Raw genomic sequence first — 17,155 nt, forward strand, 5'->3', positions numbered from 1 at the left:
AGTCGTCGTGTCGGGAAGTCGACAAACCGCTGAAGTGACCTCACTGGCTGCGGTATACCAGGTGTACGCGGGTTACAGGTGATGCGACGATGGGACTTATGGGGGACAAGGCAAGGTTGTTGGAGACGGACCGGTTTGTGCATGCGCCCGACGACGGGCGCGAATCCGATTTGCCGATCGACGCGATGGAGGCCGCGGAGGCCGCCGAAGCGTCCGATGCCGTGACCGAGTCCGGCCACCGCCGGGCCGCCGAGGCGGGCGACACCGCCGCCATGAGCGCGCTCGGCGCGATGCTGCTGCGCCGCGGTGACCTCGACGGCGCCGAGCCGCATCTGCGTTCCGCGGCCGCCGCCGGCGACCGCGCCGCGGCCAACAACCTCGGCGTGCTGCTGCACCAGCGGGGCTACGGGGACGAGGCGGCGGGCTGGTGGCGGATCGCGGCCGTCGCGGGCTCCGCCGCCGCGGCGCACGCCCTCGGGCGTCACTACCGCGAGCGCGGCGACGAGCCGGCCGCCGAGTACTGGCTGCGCCAGTCCGCCGAGTCCGGGCACTGCCTGGGCGCGTACGCCCTGGCCGACCTGCTGGAGCACCGTGGCGACATCGGCGCCGAGCGCTGGTTCCGTACGGCCGCCGAGCGCGGCCACCGTGAGGCCGCGTACCGCCTGGCCCGGCTCATCGAGGACGGCCGCGACACGGACCGGCGTGCGGTCCCCGCGTACGGCGAGCTGAACCGGCAGGAGGAGGCCGAGCAGTGGTACCGCCAGGCCGCCGCGCGGGGGCACCGGCGGGCCGCGCTGCAGCTCGGTGCGCTGCTGGAGGACCGCGGTGACGTCCAGGAGGCGGGCCGCTGGTACCTGTCCGCCGCCAAGGACGGCGAGGCGCGCGCGGCCTGCGCGCTGGGCTTCCTGCTGCGTGACGCGGGGGACGAGGAGAGCGCCGCCGAGTGGTGGCGGCGGGCGGCCCAGGACGGCGATGGCAACGCTGCCAATGCGCTGGGAGCGCTGCACGCCGACCGCGGCGAACTGCAGACCGCCGAGCGCTGGTACCGCGTCGCGCTGGACGCCGGGGACGTCAACGGCGCCTACAACATCGGGCTGCTCTGCGCCGAGCAGGGCCGGGAGGGGCGCGGCGAGCAGTGGTACCGCCGGGCCGCCTACGCCGGGCACCGCGAGGCCGCCAACGCGCTGGCCATCCTGCTGCTGCAGCGCGGTGACGCCGCGGGAGCCGAGCCGTGGTTCTCCAAGGCGGCCGAGGCGGGCAGCGTCGATGCCGCGTTCAACCTCGGCATCCTCTTCGCCGGGCGCGGTGCGGAGCGTACGGCGCACACCTGGTACGAGCGCGCGGCCGCGGCCGGGCACACCGAGGCCGCCCTCCAGGTCGCCATCGTGCAGCTGCGGGACGGCGCGCTGCAGGACGCGGAGCGCAATCTGCGCTGTGCGGCCGGTGGCGGCAGCTCCGAGGCGGCCTTCCGGCTCGCGGACCTGCTCGACCACCGGGCGGCCGCCGCGGGCGAGGGGCTGGCGGACAGCGAGCGCACGGCGGACGACGAGAGCGTGCAGTGGTACGAGCGAGCCGCCCGCCAGGGGCATCGTCGCGCCCAGGTCCGGGTCGGCATGTTCGCCGCGGCCCGCGGGGATGCCGTGGAGGCCGCCGACTGGTACCGCACGGCGGCCGAGGCCGGCAGCCGCAACGGCGCCTTCAACCTCGGGCTGCTGCTGGCCCGCGAGGGCAGCCTTCCCGAGGCCGCCCTGTGGTGGCAGCGCGCCGCCGAGACCGGTCACGGCCGGGCGGCGCTGCGGCTGGCGCTGCTCTCCGCCCGGCGCGGTGCGCTCGCGGAGGCGCAGAGCTGGTGTGCGCGCGCCGTCGAGCTGGGGCCGCCGGAGGTGGCGGAGCGTGCGGCGCGGCTGCGGACGGCGCTCCAGGAAGAGCTCAGCGCGTAGCGGGCGCCCCACGGGTGTCCGGGAGGTCCGGGGCCGGTCCGCAGGGCCGGGCCCCGGGCCCCGCGGAAGGAATTTGCGCTGGTCGTCGGCCTGGGGTTAGAGTAAGGCCAACAACGACGCGGGGTGGAGCAGCTCGGTAGCTCGCTGGGCTCATAACCCAGAGGTCGCAGGTTCAAATCCTGTCCCCGCTACTGAAGACGAAGGCCCGGATTCCTGAGGATCCGGGCCTTCGTCGTGCTTGCTGTCGTGGTTGCCGTCGTGCTTACTCCGGTATCCGGTGGCCGACCGCTTCCGCGTAGAGACTGCGGTCGACGAGCCGGTTCTCCGGCAGCGGGGCACCCCTGATGACGCCGGCCTCGCGGTAGGCCTTCTGGAGCCGGTCCGCGGTGCCCTTTCTGATCTCCCAGTCCATCCGGAGCGACGGCACCGAGGCCAGGATCTTCGCGTCGACGTCGAGCAGGCGGGCCAGCCCGGCGACGAAGGCCTGGTCGGCCTTGTAGTCGCCGGCGAAGTACGTGTTGACCGTGCGGAGGTAGGCGCGCAGGAAGGCGATCCCGGCGTCCGGGTCCCGCTGGAGCAGATTCGGGCCGTACAGGGCGCCGCCGAGCGGTTCGCCCTGCGGCTGGCCGCCGAGGAACGCGTACCTCTTGTCGCCCTCGACGCGCCGCCAGACGGGGTCGAGCAGCCAGGCGGAGTCCACCCCGCCGCCGGTCAGGGCGGTCAGTACGTCGGAGGAGCCGAGCTGCTGGAAGGCGACGGAGTCCAGGCCGGCGCCGTGTCCGGCGAAGGACCTGGCCATCGGGTACATGATCACGGAGCCCTTCCCGATCATGGTGCCCATCCTCGATCCTGCGAGGGAGGCCGAGGAAGCGCTCTCGCCGCTCTTCAGACGCACCCACAGGCCGCTCCTGGACTTCGGGGCGGGGGAGAAGTTGCCGGCCACCCAGCGGATGTCGAAGCCGCCGTTGACGCCGTTGACGACGGCTGCCTCGGGAGCTGCCCACAGGGCGTCCAGCTCGCCCCTGGCCAGCAGGGGCAGGGCCTCCGGGGTGGGCAGGACCTCCAGCCGGACGTCCAGGCCCTCCTTGGTGAACTCGCCCTTGGCCAGGGCCAGGCGCAGCGGGGCCACGTACTCGGCGCTGAGGGTGCCGGTGGCGACGGTGAGCGTGCGGCGCCGGGCGAGGGGGCGCGGGGCCGGGGCACCCTTGGCGCAGCGTGCCGGGGCGCGGTCCGGGGCGAGGTCGGCGGGGTCGGTCCAGGAGGCCGGGCCGCAGCCCCGTACGGGCCTGACGGTGCGGGGGCCGCGTACGGAGGCGCTGTCCTTGTGGGCGGCGCAGCCCGCGCCGAGGGCGAGCGCGGCGAGGAGCACGGCGACGGTGGGAGTGCGGGTGCGCATGAGACCTCCGTGCGGGCGGCGTCCGGGGGACGGGCGGTGCGGTCGGTCAGCTGGGCGGTGCGGTCGGTCAGCTGTGGGGGCGGCCCCGGTCGCGGGGTGCCCACGGGGCCAGTAGGCGTCCGGCCAGCCGCACCAGCTCGGAGAAGAGCACGCCGAGGACGGCCACGCAGACGATGCCGACGCACATCACGTCGTTCTGGAACAGGGCACGGGAATCGAAGATCAGATGGCCGAGGCCGTCGGTGGCGGCGATCTGTTCCGAGGCGACGATGACGAGGACGGCCACTCCCGCGGCGATCCGGGCGCCCACCAGGACGGCGGGCAGCGAGGCGGGCAGCAGGACGTGCCAAAACATCTGCCACGGGCTCGCGCCGAAGACTCGCCCGGCGTCGCGGTGCCCGGCGGGGACGGCCAGCACCGCCGCCATGGTGGAGATCCAGACGAAGAAGAAGACGGTCGCGGCGACGAGGGCGATCTGCGGGCCCTCGCCGAGCCCGAACATGTTGAGGAAGACCGGCAGCAGGGCGAGCTTGGGCACGACGTACAGGGCGTCCAGGAGGGGTTCGAGGGCGGCCCGTACGAGGGGCAGCGAGCCCATCAGCAGGCCCAGGACGTAACCGGCGACGGTGCCGGCGGCGTAGCCGGCCAGGACGCGCCGGAGGGTGGCCCACACGTCCGGCCACAGGGCGCCGGCCAGGGCGCGGTCCCAGCCGTCGGCCAGGATCGTGGACGGCGCGGGGTAGATGCGGTCGTCGATCCAGGACCGGTCGGCGGCCAGTTGCCACAGCGCGACGAGCAGGAGCGGGACGGCGACGGCGAGTGCGATCTCCAGGGTGCGCCGGCGGCGGCGGGTGCGCCGGGGGCGCAGTTCCCGGGGGCCGGGGCGGCGGACGAGCAGACGCCCGTCGGGGGCGGGCCGGCCGTCCTCGGCGCCGGGGCCGGGGTCGGGGAGGGCCGCGGTCATGAGGGGACGGCTCCCCCCGCGGCCGGGTGCGCCGCGGTGGTCCGGTCGACCTCGCCGCGCAGCAGCTGCCACAACTCGGCCTTCAGGGCGGTGAATTCGGGGGTGTCCCGGACTTCTCCGGCGCGTGGCCGGCCGAACGGCGGGCGGCGTTCGGCGATGATCCGGCCGGGCCGGGCGGACATCACCAGGACCCGGTCGCCGAGTACCAGGGCTTCGTCGAGGCTGTGGGTGATGAAGAGGGTGGTGGTGCGGGTGGTCTGGGTGAGGTCGAGCAGCTCGTCCTGGAGGAGGGTGCGCAGCTGGGCGTCGAGGGCCGCGAACGGCTCGTCCATCAGCAGGATCTCGGGCTCCACGGCGAGTGCGCGGGCGATGGCGACGCGCTGGCGCATCCCGCCGGAGAGCGCGGCCGGGTAGGCGCAGGCGAAGTCGGCGAGTCCCATCCGGGCGAGCCAGGAGCGGGCCCGTGCGTCGGCCTCCTTACGGGGCACGCGCTGGATGTCGAGGCCGAAGCGGACATTGGCCAGCACGGTCTTCCAGTCGTAGATGCCGTAGTCCTGGAAGATCATCGCGGCCGGGCGGTCGGCGCTCGCCCGGATCTCCAGCTCGCCCCCGGTGGGGCGCAGCAGCCCGGCGGCGATGCGCAGCAGGGTCGACTTCCCGCAGCCGGACGGGCCGACGACGCAGACGAATTCACCCGCCGCGATGTCGGCATCGACGGGGCCGAGGGCGGCCAGCGCCTTGCTGCCGCGGCCGAACGAGCGGGCCAGGGCGCGGGCGCGCAGGGCCGGTGGCCTGGTGGACGGGCCGGCGGGCGGGCGGTGCGCTGCGGAGGGCGGGTGCGGCTCTCCCACGGGGTGCTCCTTGCGGAGTGCGGACAGGGTGCCGCCGTCGTGCGGGGCCCGGGTCCGGGCGGGCCCGGTGGCCGGAAAGCGCGGCGCGCCGACGATATGACGGCCCGTCAGATTTGGGCAAGGGGTGTGCGGGCAGGGTTGCGGGTGAGCTGATGCGCGGGATGGACCGGGGTACGGGACGGGCTGGTGGGGGTGCGGTGACGGGAGTGCGGTCGGCGGGCGGGCCGGGCACGCGAAGGAGCCCGCGGCCGGGTGGGCGCGGGCTCGACGGTGCGTATGGCGTGACGCGGTGCGCAGGCGGCCGGGGCGGGGGTCGGCGCGCCCCGGCGTCAGGACGGTGCGCTGCAGGTGGGGCAGATGCCCCGGTAGGTCACGGTGACCTCGGAGACCTGGAAGCCGTAGCGCTCCGGCTCGGGCAGGGCGGAGAGCGGGTCGCCCTGGACGTGGACGTCGCGGATCGTGCCGCACCGCGAGCAGATCAGGTGCTGGTGGTCGTGGTGGGCGTTGGGGTCGTAGCGCTTGGCCCGGCCGTCCGTGCTCACCTCGATCACCTCACCGAGCGAGACCAGCTCGCCCAGGGTGTTGTAGACCGTGGCGCGGGAGATCTCGGGGAGCCGGTCGGATGCCAGTGCATGCACCTCGTCGGCGGTGTAGTGAACGTGGTCCCCGTCGAGGACCTCGGCGACGACGCGTCGCTGCGCGGTCAGCCGCCAGCCGCGTCCTCGGAGCCGTTCCAGCAGGTCACTCATGCCAATCACCTATCAGTCAGATAAAGCCAAGGGTAGCAGCGACAGGTCCATCACCGGATCGAGTACGGCTTTCGGGTTCTTCTTGACTTAGACATTGTCCAATGTAGGATCGTGTTCGGCGCAAGCCAAGGGCAGGTGTATGAAGACTTTCCAGGAGGCGCACGTGTCGGTAGAGAGCACCACCGGACCGCTGACCACGGAGTCCGGGGCTCCGGTCGGGGACAACCAGAACAGCGAGACGGCCGGCATCGGCGGTCCCGGCCTCATCCAGGACCAGCTCCTGATCGAAAAGCTCGCGCACTTCAACCGCGAGCGCATCCCGGAGCGCATCGTGCACGCCCGTGGCGCCGCCGCGTACGGCACGTTCACGGTGACCGCGGATGTGACCAAGTACACCCGCGCCAACTTCCTCTCCGAGGTCGGCAAGCAGACGGAGACCTTCCTGCGCTTCTCCACCGTCGCGGGCAACCTCGGCTCGGCCGACGCGGTGCGTGACCCGCGCGGTTTCGCGCTGAAGTTCTACACCGAAGAGGGCAACTACGACCTCGTCGGCAACAACACCCCGGTGTTCTTCATCAAGGACGCCATCAAGTTCCCCGACTTCATCCACACCCAGAAGCGCGACCCGTACACCGGCTCGCAGGAGGCGGACAACGTCTGGGACTTCTGGGGTCTGTCGCCGGAGTCCACCCATCAGGTCACCTGGCTGTTCGGAGACCGCGGCATCCCCGCCTCCTACCGCCACATGAACGGCTACGGCTCGCACACCTTCCAGTGGAACAACGCCGCCGGTGAGGTGTTCTGGGTCAAGTACCACTTCAAGACCGACCAGGGCATCAAGAACCTCACGACCGCCGAAGCCGCCGAGACCTCCGGCCTCGACCCCGACAGCCACCAGCGCGATCTGCGCCAGTCCATCGAGCGGGGTGACTTCCCGAGCTGGACCGTCCAGGTGCAGATCATGCCCGAGGCCGAGGCGGCCGACTACCGCTTCAACCCGTTCGACCTGACCAAGGTCTGGCCGCACGAGGACTACCCGCCGATCGAGATCGGCAAGCTGGAGCTCAACCGCAACCCGCAGAACATCTTCGCCGAGGTCGAGCAGTCGATCTTCTCCCCGCACCACTTCGTGCCGGGTATCGGCCCGTCCCCCGACAAGATGCTCCAGGGCCGGCTCTTCGCCTACGGCGACGCCCACCGCTACCGCGTCGGCATCAACGCCGACCACCTCCCGGTGAACCGCCCGCACGCCACCGAGGGGCGCACCCACGGCCGGGACGGCGCGCTCTACGACGGACGGCACGCGGGCGCGAAGAACTACGAGCCCAACAGCTTCGGCGGCCCGAGCGAGACCGGCCGCCCCCTGTGGCAGCCGGCCACCGTGACCGGCCCCACCGGCGAGCAGGCCGCGCCCTCGCACGCCGAGGACAACGACTTCGGCCAGGCCGGCACCCTCTACCGCCTGATGTCGGAGGACGAGAAGGAGCGCCTGATCGACAACCTGGCGGGCTTCATCTCCCAGGTCTCCCGCGACGACATCGCCCAGCGGGCGATCGAGAACTTCCGTAAGGCGGACGCGGACTACGGCAAGCGGCTGGAGGCCGCGGTCCAGGCCCTGCGCGGCTGAGCACGGACCTCTATTGCGGCTGAGCCTCCCCCGACGCCGGGAGGTGCCACCGGCCGCTCTCGCGGAGGTGGTTGATCGCCGTGGGGGTTGCTCAATTGCCGCTTGCCGTACCAACCGAAGAGGCCGGATGCCATGGGGCTCCGGCCTCTTCGTGCGTCCGGCCCCCGTGCTCAGGCCGGTACGGCGTCGGCCCGTTCCGTGGTGGCCGACCAGCAGCGGATGATGTCGCGTACGGACACCACGCCGACCGGTTCATGGTCGTTGAGCACGATCAGATGGCGGAAGCCGCCGCGCACCATGGCGTCCGCGGCGTCGTCGAGGGTCCAGTGCGGAGCGGCGAAGACCACGTCCGAGGTGGTGTGGGTCTGGGCGGTCTCCCGGTCGGGGTTCTCGCCCGCGCCGAGGGAGTTGAGGATGTCGCGCTCGGTGAGGATGCCGATTCCGCTGTTGTCGTTGTCGAGGACCACGGCCGCGCCGATGCGGCGGGCCGCCATCAGCTGTGCCGCCTGTCGGAGGGTGTGAGCGGGCCCGATGGTGAGGACCACCGTGCTCATGGCGTCTTTGACGTGCATGGGCATGGAGTGGAGCCACCTCCTTGGTGAATGTGCCTTGCGAAGGGATTCACAAGTTCACAAAGTGGGGGATTCTCATGTTCACATGCCTGTGCCGATGCAACAAGGGGCAATTGCGGGACGGGTGTCCGAATGCCCGCCCCGCCGCAGGTCAGCGCGGGGAGTCGCCGAGATAACCCAGCAGATCCTCGTGCAGCAGGCCGTTGGAGGCCGCCGCGTTGCCGCTGTGCGGGCCCGGCTTGCCGTCCAGGCCGGTGAACTGCCCGCCGGCCTCCTTCACGACCACCGCGCACGCCGCCATGTCCCACAGCGAGAGCTCCGGCTCCGCGCAGATGTCCACCGACCCCTCGGCGATCATCATGTACGGCCAGAAGTCCCCGTAGCCGCGGGTGCGCCAGCAGTCCCGGCTCAGATCGAGGAAACCGGGCAGCTTGCCGCGCTCCTCCCAGCCGGTCAGTGACGAGTAGGCGAACGAGGCGTCCTGGATGCGGCCGACCTGCGAGACCCGCAGCCGGGTCGCGGAGGTCAGGCTGCGCCCGGTGAAGGCCCCCAGACCGTCGGCGGCCCACCAGCGGCGGTTGAGCGCCGGGGCGGAGACGATGCCGACCACCGGGCGGTCGCCGCCCTCCCCGCGCTCCATCAGCGCGATCAGCGTCGCCCAGACCGGCACCCCGCGGACGTAGTTCTTCGTGCCGTCGATCGGGTCGATGATCCAGCGCCGCGGCCCGGCGCCCTCGCTGCCGAACTCCTCGCCGAGCACCGCGTCCCGTGGCCGGGCCCGCTGGAGCTGGCCGCGGATGAGCTCCTCGGCCGCCTTGTCCGCCTCGCTCACCGGTGTCATGTCCGGTTTGGTCTCGACCTTGAGGTCGAGGGCCTTGAAGCGCTCCATGGTGGCGGCGTCCGCGGCGTCCGCGAGAACATGGCCGAGGCGAAGATCATCGTGATAGTCGGGCATGGGCGAACAGTATCGATTGGTCTGCGCAGGAGCCACACGGCCAGGCGCCGCCGGGCGTGTGACAGCCCCGGGACCGCCGGCGCGTGTGTGCCGCGACGACCCTTGACAGCATCTGGCGCCGCGTCAATTCTGTGCGCACACCGGCCGCCTGGGCCGGCGGCCGGGGAGGCGACGGATGCCCGCAGCGCGTGAATCCCTGCTCGATGCCGCCTACACGGCACTGACCCAACGCGCCTGGACGGCCGTCCGGATGGTCGATGTCGCGGCCGCCGCCGGCGTCTCCCGCCAGACGCTCTACAACGAGTTCGGCAGCAAGGAGGGGCTGGCCCGCGCCCTGGTCCGCCGGGAGACCGAGAACTACCTCGCCGGGGTCGCCCGGGCGCTGTCCCGGGGCGCCTCGGCCGCCGGGGCGCGGGGCGACGCGGTCGGCCGGGTGGTGGCCGCGGCCGCCTGGACGCTCCGGACCGCCCGGGCGAACCCCCTGGTCAGGGCCGTACTGACCGGCTGCTGGAGCGACCGGTTGCCGACCCCTTCGAGGGCGCGGGACGACCCGGCGCCGGTACGGGCCGACCGGCCCGGCCTCCCCGTACAGCGCGCCGCGGCGCCCGTCGAGGGGCCGCTGCCGGGGCCCGCGGAGCTCGTCGGCCGCTTCTGCGACCAGGCGGTCGCGGCGCTGGAGCCCGACTGGCCGGCGGAGGAACTGCCCGCGCTGGGCACCGCTTGCGAGACCGCGGCGCGGCTGACCCTGGCCTGTGTCGTCGCCCCGCCGGCCTCCGGCGCGGCGCAGGTCCCCGGACGCGTGCCGGCTCAGCGCTCGCGCCGGGAGCTGGAGGCGGAGGCGGTGTCCCGGCTCGTACGGGGTGCCTTCGCCCGGACGGCGGCCGGTGCGCCGTCGGCACACCATGGGTGACGGGCCGTCACGACTGTGCCGCCGCCCGGCCGGGAGTGGCGGGGTGCTACGACCGCGTGGTGGACGGGCCGCAGGCGTGCCACCGGTGACGGGCACCCTGCCCCGGGGTCCTGGCGCCGGCCGCCGTGCACACCGGCGCTCCCGCTTCGGTCGCCGTGCACACCGGCGCTCCCGCTTCGGCGCGCCGCTGGTTCAGCGCGCCGAACCCGACAGCTGCAGCCCGACCACGCCGACGATGACCAGGGTGATGGAGACGATCTTGAGAGTGGAGACCAGGTCGCCGAGGAAGACCATGCCGTAGATCGCCGTCCCGGCCGCGCCGATGCCCGTCCACACCGCATACGCCGGGCCGACGTCGAGCTTGCGCAGCGCCAGCGTCAGCAGACCGAAGCTGCCGAGGGCGAAGGCCGCGAAGGCGATGGTCGGGAAGAGGCGGGTGAAGCCGTGCGAGAGCTTGAGGCAGACGGCGAAACCGGTCTCCAGGATCCCCGCCACCACGACCAGCAGCCACGCCATGTCCCATTGCCTCCGTCAGCCAGAGCCTGTCCCGCATGAGCGACGGCGGGGCGTCAGAATCACTCGTTCGGGCCCCGTCCGGGCGATCAGGGCCTCCTTGAGCATTACGCCGACCTTGGTGTGATTATGCCTTTACCTCCGGCGGGCGGCGGCAAACGTCAAAGGATCAGTCGCCCTCGCGTCGTTCGCGGGTGGCCAGAAGGCGGCGCAGGGAGTAGAGACGGGCCGGATCGGCGTGCCCGTCGGTGACCCACGCGTCCAGCGCGCAGTCCGGTTCGTCGTGGCTGCAGGCGCGCGGGCAGCCCGCGGTGCCGGGCTCCAGATCCGGGAAGGCGTGGATGACCCGGGAGGGGTCCACGTGATGCAGTCCGAAGGACCGTACGCCCGGGGTGTCGATGACCCAGCCCGAGTCGCCGGGCAGCGGGAGGGCCAGCGCCGAGGTGGTGGTGTGCCGCCCGCGGCCGGTGACCGCGTTGACGTGGCCGATGGCCCGGCGGCGCTCCGGGACCAGGGAGTTGACCAAGGTGGTCTTGCCCACCCCGGAGTGCCCGACGAACGCCGTCATCCGGCCGGTCAGCGCGGCCCGCACCCGCTCGGCGGCGCTGCCGTCGGCGAGTTCGTCGCGGTTGGTGACGAGGTAGGGGACGCCGAGCGCGCCGTAGGACTCCAACAGGGTGTCCGCGGAGGCCAGATCGGACTTGGTCAGCACCAGCAGGGGGTCGAGGCCCGCGTCGTAGGCGGCGACCAGGCAGCGGTCGATGAGCCGGGGGCGCGGCTCGGGGTCGGCCAGCGCGGTGACGATCGCGAGCTGGTCGGCATTGGCGACCACGACCCGCTCGAACGGGTCGTCATCGTCGGCCGTACGGCGCAGCGTCGAGGACCGCGACTCGACCCGGACGATCCGGGCGAGGGTGTCCTTGGCGCCGGTCAGGTCCCCGACGACGGCGACCCGGTCGCCGACCACGGCGCTCTTGCGGCCCAGTTCGCGGGCCTTCATCGCGGTGACCGTACGGCCGTCGACCAGGCAGGTCAGCCGGCCGCGGTCGACGGTCAGCACCAGGCCCTCGCCGGCGTCCTCGTGCTTGGGGCGGATGTTGGTCCGGGGGCGGTTGCCCTTGGGGTTGGGGCGGACGCGGATGTCGTCCTCGTCGGGGTTCTTTCCGTAGCGGCGCATGGTGGCGGAACCCTCACGCTCTCCGGGCGGGGACGCCCGCCGGGCCGAGCATGTCCGTCCACATCGCGGGGAAGTCGGGCAGCGTCTTGGCGGTGGTGGCGACGTTCTCCACCTCCACGCCGTCGACCGCCAGGCCGATGACCGCGGCTGCGGTGGCCAGCCGGTGGTCCTCGTAGGTGTGGAAGATCCCGCCGTGCAGGGGGCGCGGCCGGATGTGCAGCCCGTCCGCGGTCTCGGTGACATCGCCGCCGAGTTCGTTGAGCTCCTTGGTGAGCGCGGCGAGCCGGTCGGTCTCGTGGAGCCGCAGATGCGCCACACCGCGCAGCGTGGAGGGGGAGTCGGCCAGGGCGGCGACCGCGGCGATGCCCGGGGTGAGCTCGCCGACCTCGCTCAGGTCCACGTCGATGCCGTGGATCCGGCCGCTGCCGGCGAAGGTCAGCCCCTGCTCGGTCAGCTCGCAGGAACCGCCCATGGTGGTGAAGATCTCGCGCAGCGCGTCGCCGGGCTGGGTGGTGTGCTCGGGCCAGTCGGGGATGGTCACCCGGCCGCCGGTGACCAGCGCCGCGGCCAGGAACGGCTGCGCGTTGGACAGGTCCGGCTCGACGACCAGATCGCGGCCGAGCAGCGCGCCGGGGGTGACCCGCCAGACGTTCGGCTCGCCGCCCGCCTCCGGGGTGTCCACCTGCGCGCCGACGCTGCGCAGCATGTCGACGGTCATCCGGATGTGCGGCATGGAGGGCAGCGCCGCGCCCACGTGCCGGACCTCGACGCCCTGGTTGAAGCGCGGCGCGGACAGCAGCAGGGCGCTGACGAACTGGGAGGACGAGGAGGCGTCGATCTCTACCGCGCCACCGTCCAGGCCGCCGCTGCCGAAGACCGTCATGGGCAGCGCGCCGCGGTTGTCGTCGTCGATCCGGGCGCCCAGGGCGCGCAGCGCGTCGATCACGCCGCCGAGCGGGCGCTCGTAGGAGCGGGGGTCGCCGTCGAAGCGGATCGGGCCGTCGGCGAGCGCGGCGACCGGGGGGAGGAAGCGCATGACCGTGCCGGCGTTGCCGACGTCGACGGTGGCCGGGCCGTGCAGACCCGCCGGGATGATCCGCCAGGCCTCACCGCCGCCGGGGTGCGCGGCGGCGCCGGCGGAGCTGGAGGAGGCGGTCTCCTCGATGCCGACGCCCAGGGTGCGCAGCGCCTCGGCCATCAGGAGCGTGTCCCGGGAGCGCAGCGGCCGGCGCAGCCAGCCGGGCTCGGAGGAGAGGGCGGCCAGGACCAGGCCGCGGTTGGTGACCGATTTGGAGCCGGGCACGGTGACGGTGGCATCGACGGCCCCGGCGGCGAGCGGGGCGGGCCAGAGGGCGGGGTGTGCGGGGCTCTCGGTCATGCCCCTTACTTTAATGGCTGGGCAAGGGTGCCGATCTTGATCAAAAGTGGCGCAACCCCGCCGAAACGTGGCAGTGATAGTGCGCTCGCGTGCCGGGAGCGGAACAACGGCGTCCAGCTCCGGCGTGGCGGCGGACGGCCCCGGCATGGCGGCACACCCAGGGCGCGCGGTACGGGGTCCGCCCGGCGCCCGGGGCGGCGGGCCTCAGAGGCCGAGCAGCCAGCGCCCGCCGCCCGTCAAGGAGCACAGCGTCACCACGTGGAAGAGGCCGAGCCAGACGGCGGCCGGGACATGGGTCAGGCGCGCCAGCTGGTCCGGATCGGAGTCGACCGCGCCCCCGCGGCGCCGCTTGCCCATCAGCTCGAACGGCGGCCGCACCCCGCCCAGCAGCAGGAACCACACCACCGCATAGGCGAACGCCGCCTGCACATCCGCCGTCGTCAGCCAGGAGACCAGCACGAACGCGGCGCCGGTCAGTACGACGGTGAGCACGCCGTACGCGTTACGGATCATGATGAGCATCGCCAGCAGCAGCGCCGTCGCGCCCCACAGCAGCGCCGTGATGTGGCCCGCGGCGAGCAGCGCGGCGCCGGCCAGACCCAGCAGGGACGGTGCGATGTAGCCGGCCGCCGCGGTCAGCACCATGCCCAGACCGGTCGGCTTGCCGCGCGAAACGGTCAGGCCCGAGGTGTCCGAGTGCAGCCGGATGCCGTCCAGGCGGCGGCCGGTGAGCAGGGCGATCAGTCCGTGGCCGCCCTCGTGGGCGATGGTGACGGCGTTCCGCGACAGCCGCCAGGCGGTGTGCGGGACGACGGCGCCCAGGGCGAGCACCGCCGTGATGATCACCAGCCAGAGCGACGGGGCGGGCTGGGTCCCGAAGACCCGGCTCCATATGTCGGTGAGGTGGTCGGTGTCCATGTCTCCCCTTCGTGTGGCATGGCAGTGTGGCATGCATGTGCGGTAGGTATGCAGCGAGTCGTCGCCCCGAGGAGCTGGTGGGGACTTTCGGCGTTCAGCAGTGGGAGCCGGCAAAGACCCTGGCGCCCAGTTGGAATGTGGCGCCGACGGACCGGGTGCATGCGGTGCTCGAACGTCCCCTCAAGGGCGCGGCGGCCGGCGCCGCCCAGCCGGACGGCCCGGTGCGCCAGTTGCGGACGCTGAAGTGGGGCCTGGTCCCGTCGTGGTCGAAGTCACCCGAGGCCGCCGCGAAGATGATCAATGCGCGGGCCGAGACGGTCCACGAGAAGCCGTCCTTCCGGCAGGCCTTCGCGACCCGGCGGTGCCTGCTCCCCGGGGACGGTTACTTCGAGTGGGTCACCGACGCCGCGGAACGGGAGCTGGAGGAGCAGGGCAGGAAGAAGCGGCCCCGTAAGCAGCCGTACTTCGTGACGCCCGCGGACGGGTCCGTGATGGCGATGGCCGGGCTCTACGAGTTCTGGCGGGACCGGACGCTGCCCGGCGACCACCCGCTGGCCTGGTGGGTGACCTGCACGGTCGTCACCACGGAGGCCGAGACCACCCCGCTGGCGGGGGCCGCCGGCGACGAGGGGCCGCAGTCGCTGGCCGAGATCCACCCCCGGATGCCGCTGGTGCTGACACCGGACCGCTGGGACGCCTGGCTCGACCCGTCCCGCACCGACCCCGACGAGATACGCGCGCTGCTGACGCCGCCGCCGGCCGGGATGATGCGCGCCCATCCCGTCCCGACCGGGGTCAGCAATGTCCGCAACAACGGACCCGAGCTGGTCGCCGAGCTCGACGGTCCGGAGGTGGGCACGCTGTTCTGAGGCGTGTCCGAGCTCTGAGGCCCGTCGAGTTCTCAGGCGGGTCCGAGCCGTGGCGGGCGCTGGTGCCGGGGCGGCCCGCCCGTGGGTCCGTGGTGCCGCGTGCATGTCTGTGGTGCCGCGCGGGTGTCCGCGCTGCCCGTCCGGCCGCGGCACGGGCAGGATGGGCATATGAGCACTGGCGCGATGGAGACCGAGACGGTCGGCACACCGGCGGGCGACGCCCGGATCACCTGGCACCGCGACGCCACACCGGCACGGGCCGTGGTGGCCGTGAGCCATGGCGCGGGCGGCGGCATCGAGGCACGGGACCTGAGGGCCCTGGCGGCCGCGCTGCCGGCCCGCGGGTACACCGTGGCGCTGGTCGAGCAGCCGTGGCGGGTGGCGGGCAAGAAGCTGGCGCCCGCGCCGAAGACCCTGGATTCCGGATGGACCGCACTGTGGCCGGCGCTGGAGAAGCCGGGGCTGCCGGTGGTCGCCGGCGGCCGTAGTGCCGGTGCCCGGGTGGCCTGCCGTACGGCGCGGGACCTGGGTGCGCAGGCCGTACTGGCGCTCAGCTTCCCGCTGCATCCGCCGGGCCGGCCGGAGAAGTCCCGGATGGACGAGCTGACCGGCGCCGGGGTGCCGACGCTGGTCGTCCAGGGCGGCCGGGATCCGTTCGGACGGCCTGAGGAGTTCCCGCCGGGGACGGAGATCACCGAGGTGGCGCACGCCGACCACGGCTTCGCGGTGCCGAAGAAGGCGGGCGTCGGCGAGGCGGAGTCGATGGCCGTGATCACGGACGCGGTGACGGCCTGGCTGGACGGGATGTTCGGCTGACGGCGCACGTCCCTCGTGCGCTTCCCCTGGTGCGCTTCCCGTTGTGCGCTCGTTCTCGCGGCCCCCTCCTTGCCGGAGTGGCAAGCGGGTTTGCCGGTTCCGCCCGCAGCCGCCCGCAGCCGCCGGCCGGTCCTTTTGGGCGCCGCTTCCGGGAATGCCGCGCCGCATGCGGCTGTTGTGCCAGGCGTAGTACTCGAGTACGTCCGGTGAAGCACGAGGAAGAGGAGTCCGCCGCATGGGAATCGCTTGCCCGGCCCGCCCGGCCGCCGACCTGCCGGGGTCGCAGATGCAGGTGACGCAGCCCGCCCTGGCTGGAGCGGCGGCCGCACCGGATCGTCGTCTATTCTCCGAATCGGGTGGGTCCGCATCCGGATCCAGGACGGTGTTGGAGGAGGTGGGTCCGGTCACCGGTACCGACGCAGGGACCGACGGCACGGCTGAGAACAAGGCTCAGGAGAGCGCCGCCGAGCGCAATGCGCGCTTCGAGCGGGACGCGCTGACGTTCCTGGACCAGATGTACTCCGCCGCGCTCCGCATGACGCGCAATCCGGCCGACGCGGAGGACCTGGTGCAGGAGACATACGCCAAGGCGTATGCGTCCTTCCACCAGTTCCGGGAGGGCACCAACCTCAAGGCCTGGCTGTACCGCATCCTCACGAACACCTTCATCAACTCCTACCGCAAGAAGCAGCGCGAGCCCCAGCGCAGCGCCGCCGAGGAGATCGAGGACTGGCAGCTGGCCCGCGCCGAGTCGCATATGTCGACGGGACTGCGCTCCGCGGAGTCACAGGCGCTCGACCACCTCCCCGACTCCGATGTGAAGGCCGCGCTCCAGGCGATCCCCGAGGAATTCCGTATCGCGGTCTACCTGGCGGATGTCGAGGGCTTTGCGTACAAGGAGATCGCGGACATCATGGGGACACCCATCGGCACGGTGATGTCCCGACTGCACCGAGGCCGGCGCCAACTGCGCGGCATGCTGGAGGATTACGCCCGTGAGCGCGGGCTGGTCCCGGCGGGGGCAGCGACCGCGGACCCGCAGGCCGCGCGCACGACGGAGTCGCACGACCGGAAAGGCTCGGGATCATGAGCTGCGGAGAGCCGCACGAGAAGGACTGCTCAGAGGTCCTTGACCACCTCTACGAGTATCTCGACCGGGAGATGCCCGAAGGGGAGTGCGCAGATTTCCAGGTGCATCTCGACGAATGCTCGCCGTGCCTGGAGAAGTACGGCCTGGAGCAGGCGGTCAAGAAGCTCGTCAAGCGCTGCTGCGGCCATGACGACGTCCCCAGCGACCTGCGCTCCAAGGTGATGGGGCGGATCGACCTCATCCGGGCCGGCGAGACCGTGCCCGAGGTGAGCGTGCTCGAACAGGCCAAGAAGGAACAGGCACAGCGCGAGCAGGCGGCGGCCTCCGAGGAGGGGACCGGTCCGGCCGGGGCGACCGGTTCCCACGATGCACGGAGCCGGACCGCGCGGGCCGAGTAACGCGGCACGTCACCCTAAGGGGTGAGGGGCGG

17 protein-coding genes and 1 tRNA gene are annotated in these 17,155 nt (G+C 72.7%); 8 read left to right on the top strand and 10 right to left on the bottom strand.

Annotated features, from left to right (window positions below; genetic code table 11):
• Nucleotides 1-89 precede the first annotated feature (89 nt).
• A complete protein-coding gene (locus ACGFR7_RS06320) occupies nucleotides 90-1,940 on the top strand; it encodes a sel1 repeat family protein (RefSeq protein ID WP_393313705.1) in 1,851 nt (616 codons plus the stop codon).
• 117 nt (nucleotides 1,941-2,057) lie between these two features.
• Nucleotides 2,058-2,131, top strand: a tRNA-Met gene (locus ACGFR7_RS06325).
• Between the two features lie 71 nt (nucleotides 2,132-2,202).
• On the opposite strand, the gene ACGFR7_RS06330 is transcribed toward ACGFR7_RS06325, so the two are convergent.
• The 4 genes from ACGFR7_RS06330 to ACGFR7_RS06345 form a co-directional block, all read right to left on the bottom strand.
• Entirely contained in the window at nucleotides 2,203-3,336 is a 1,134-nt protein-coding gene (locus tag ACGFR7_RS06330; protein WP_393313708.1) for an ABC transporter substrate-binding protein, read from the bottom strand.
• Between the two features lie 67 nt (nucleotides 3,337-3,403).
• On the bottom strand, nucleotides 3,404-4,300 hold the full coding sequence (locus tag ACGFR7_RS06335) for an ABC transporter permease (RefSeq protein ID WP_393313711.1): 897 nt from the start codon (nucleotides 4,298-4,300) through the stop codon (nucleotides 3,404-3,406).
• Entirely contained in the window at nucleotides 4,297-5,151 is an 855-nt protein-coding gene (locus tag ACGFR7_RS06340; RefSeq protein WP_393313714.1) for an ABC transporter ATP-binding protein, read from the bottom strand. The genes ACGFR7_RS06335 and ACGFR7_RS06340 overlap by 4 nt, the downstream gene beginning before the upstream one ends.
• A gap of 329 nt (nucleotides 5,152-5,480) precedes the next feature.
• The gene (locus ACGFR7_RS06345) at nucleotides 5,481-5,900 is read right to left on the bottom strand and encodes a Fur family transcriptional regulator (RefSeq protein WP_088799853.1); all 420 of its coding nucleotides are present in this window, start codon (nucleotides 5,898-5,900) and stop codon (nucleotides 5,481-5,483) included.
• Between the two features lie 139 nt (nucleotides 5,901-6,039).
• Between ACGFR7_RS06345 and ACGFR7_RS06350 the strand changes: the two genes are divergently transcribed.
• On the top strand, nucleotides 6,040-7,527 hold the full coding sequence (locus ACGFR7_RS06350; protein ID WP_393313717.1) for a catalase: 1,488 nt from the start codon (nucleotides 6,040-6,042) through the stop codon (nucleotides 7,525-7,527).
• Nucleotides 7,528-7,697: 170 nt separating this feature from the next.
• On the opposite strand, the gene ACGFR7_RS06355 is transcribed toward ACGFR7_RS06350, so the two are convergent.
• Both ACGFR7_RS06355 and hisN read right to left on the bottom strand, forming a co-directional pair.
• Nucleotides 7,698-8,099, bottom strand: a complete 402-nt coding sequence (locus ACGFR7_RS06355) for a CBS domain-containing protein (RefSeq protein ID WP_350256978.1) — start codon at nucleotides 8,097-8,099, stop codon at nucleotides 7,698-7,700.
• A 151-nt stretch (nucleotides 8,100-8,250) separates the two neighbouring features.
• Nucleotides 8,251-9,054, bottom strand: coding sequence for a histidinol-phosphatase (gene hisN, locus ACGFR7_RS06360; RefSeq protein WP_393313720.1), 804 nt, complete (start codon nucleotides 9,052-9,054; stop codon nucleotides 8,251-8,253).
• Between the two features lie 175 nt (nucleotides 9,055-9,229).
• On the opposite strand from hisN, the gene ACGFR7_RS06365 reads away from it, so the two are divergent.
• Nucleotides 9,230-9,964 carry a TetR/AcrR family transcriptional regulator gene (locus ACGFR7_RS06365; RefSeq protein ID WP_393313723.1) on the top strand — a complete coding sequence of 245 codons (735 nt, stop codon included), beginning with the start codon at nucleotides 9,230-9,232 and terminating at the stop codon, nucleotides 9,962-9,964.
• 192 nt (nucleotides 9,965-10,156) lie between these two features.
• Here ACGFR7_RS06365 and ACGFR7_RS06370 read toward each other — a convergent pair whose 3' ends face one another.
• The 4 genes from ACGFR7_RS06370 to ACGFR7_RS06385 form a co-directional block, all read right to left on the bottom strand.
• On the bottom strand, nucleotides 10,157-10,480 hold the full coding sequence (locus ACGFR7_RS06370; RefSeq protein WP_393313726.1) for a DMT family transporter: 324 nt from the start codon (nucleotides 10,478-10,480) through the stop codon (nucleotides 10,157-10,159).
• Between the two features lie 166 nt (nucleotides 10,481-10,646).
• A complete protein-coding gene (rsgA, locus tag ACGFR7_RS06375) occupies nucleotides 10,647-11,654 on the bottom strand; it encodes a ribosome small subunit-dependent GTPase A (protein ID WP_350253805.1) in 1,008 nt (335 codons plus the stop codon).
• Between the two features lie 13 nt (nucleotides 11,655-11,667).
• Nucleotides 11,668-13,032, bottom strand: a complete 1,365-nt coding sequence (aroA, locus tag ACGFR7_RS06380; protein WP_393313729.1) for a 3-phosphoshikimate 1-carboxyvinyltransferase — start codon at nucleotides 13,030-13,032, stop codon at nucleotides 11,668-11,670.
• 204 nt (nucleotides 13,033-13,236) lie between these two features.
• Nucleotides 13,237-13,950: a M50 family metallopeptidase gene (locus ACGFR7_RS06385; RefSeq protein WP_393313732.1), complete on the bottom strand. Its 714-nt coding sequence runs from the start codon at nucleotides 13,948-13,950 to the stop codon at nucleotides 13,237-13,239.
• Nucleotides 13,951-13,985: 35 nt separating this feature from the next.
• Here ACGFR7_RS06385 and ACGFR7_RS06390 point away from each other — a divergent pair, with 35 nt between their 5' ends.
• The 4 genes from ACGFR7_RS06390 (at nucleotide 13,986) to rsrA (ending at nucleotide 17,123) form a co-directional block, all read left to right on the top strand.
• The gene (locus ACGFR7_RS06390; protein WP_393313735.1) at nucleotides 13,986-14,819 is read left to right on the top strand and encodes an SOS response-associated peptidase; all 834 of its coding nucleotides are present in this window, start codon (nucleotides 13,986-13,988) and stop codon (nucleotides 14,817-14,819) included.
• Nucleotides 14,820-14,987: 168 nt separating this feature from the next.
• The gene (locus tag ACGFR7_RS06395) at nucleotides 14,988-15,635 is read left to right on the top strand and encodes an alpha/beta family hydrolase (RefSeq protein WP_393313737.1); all 648 of its coding nucleotides are present in this window, start codon (nucleotides 14,988-14,990) and stop codon (nucleotides 15,633-15,635) included.
• Between the two features lie 394 nt (nucleotides 15,636-16,029).
• Complete coding sequence (locus ACGFR7_RS06400; protein ID WP_393314228.1) at nucleotides 16,030-16,725, top strand: sigma-70 family RNA polymerase sigma factor; 696 nt, start codon at nucleotides 16,030-16,032, stop codon at nucleotides 16,723-16,725.
• A complete protein-coding gene (gene rsrA, locus ACGFR7_RS06405) occupies nucleotides 16,722-17,123 on the top strand; it encodes a mycothiol system anti-sigma-R factor (RefSeq protein ID WP_393313740.1) in 402 nt (133 codons plus the stop codon). Before ACGFR7_RS06400 ends, rsrA begins: the two co-directional genes overlap by 4 nt.
• Nucleotides 17,124-17,155 lie beyond the last annotated feature (32 nt).

It is taken from the genome of Streptomyces sp. NPDC048516 (genome assembly GCF_043199875.1).
Taxonomy (GTDB): domain Bacteria; phylum Actinomycetota; class Actinomycetes; order Streptomycetales; family Streptomycetaceae; genus Streptomyces.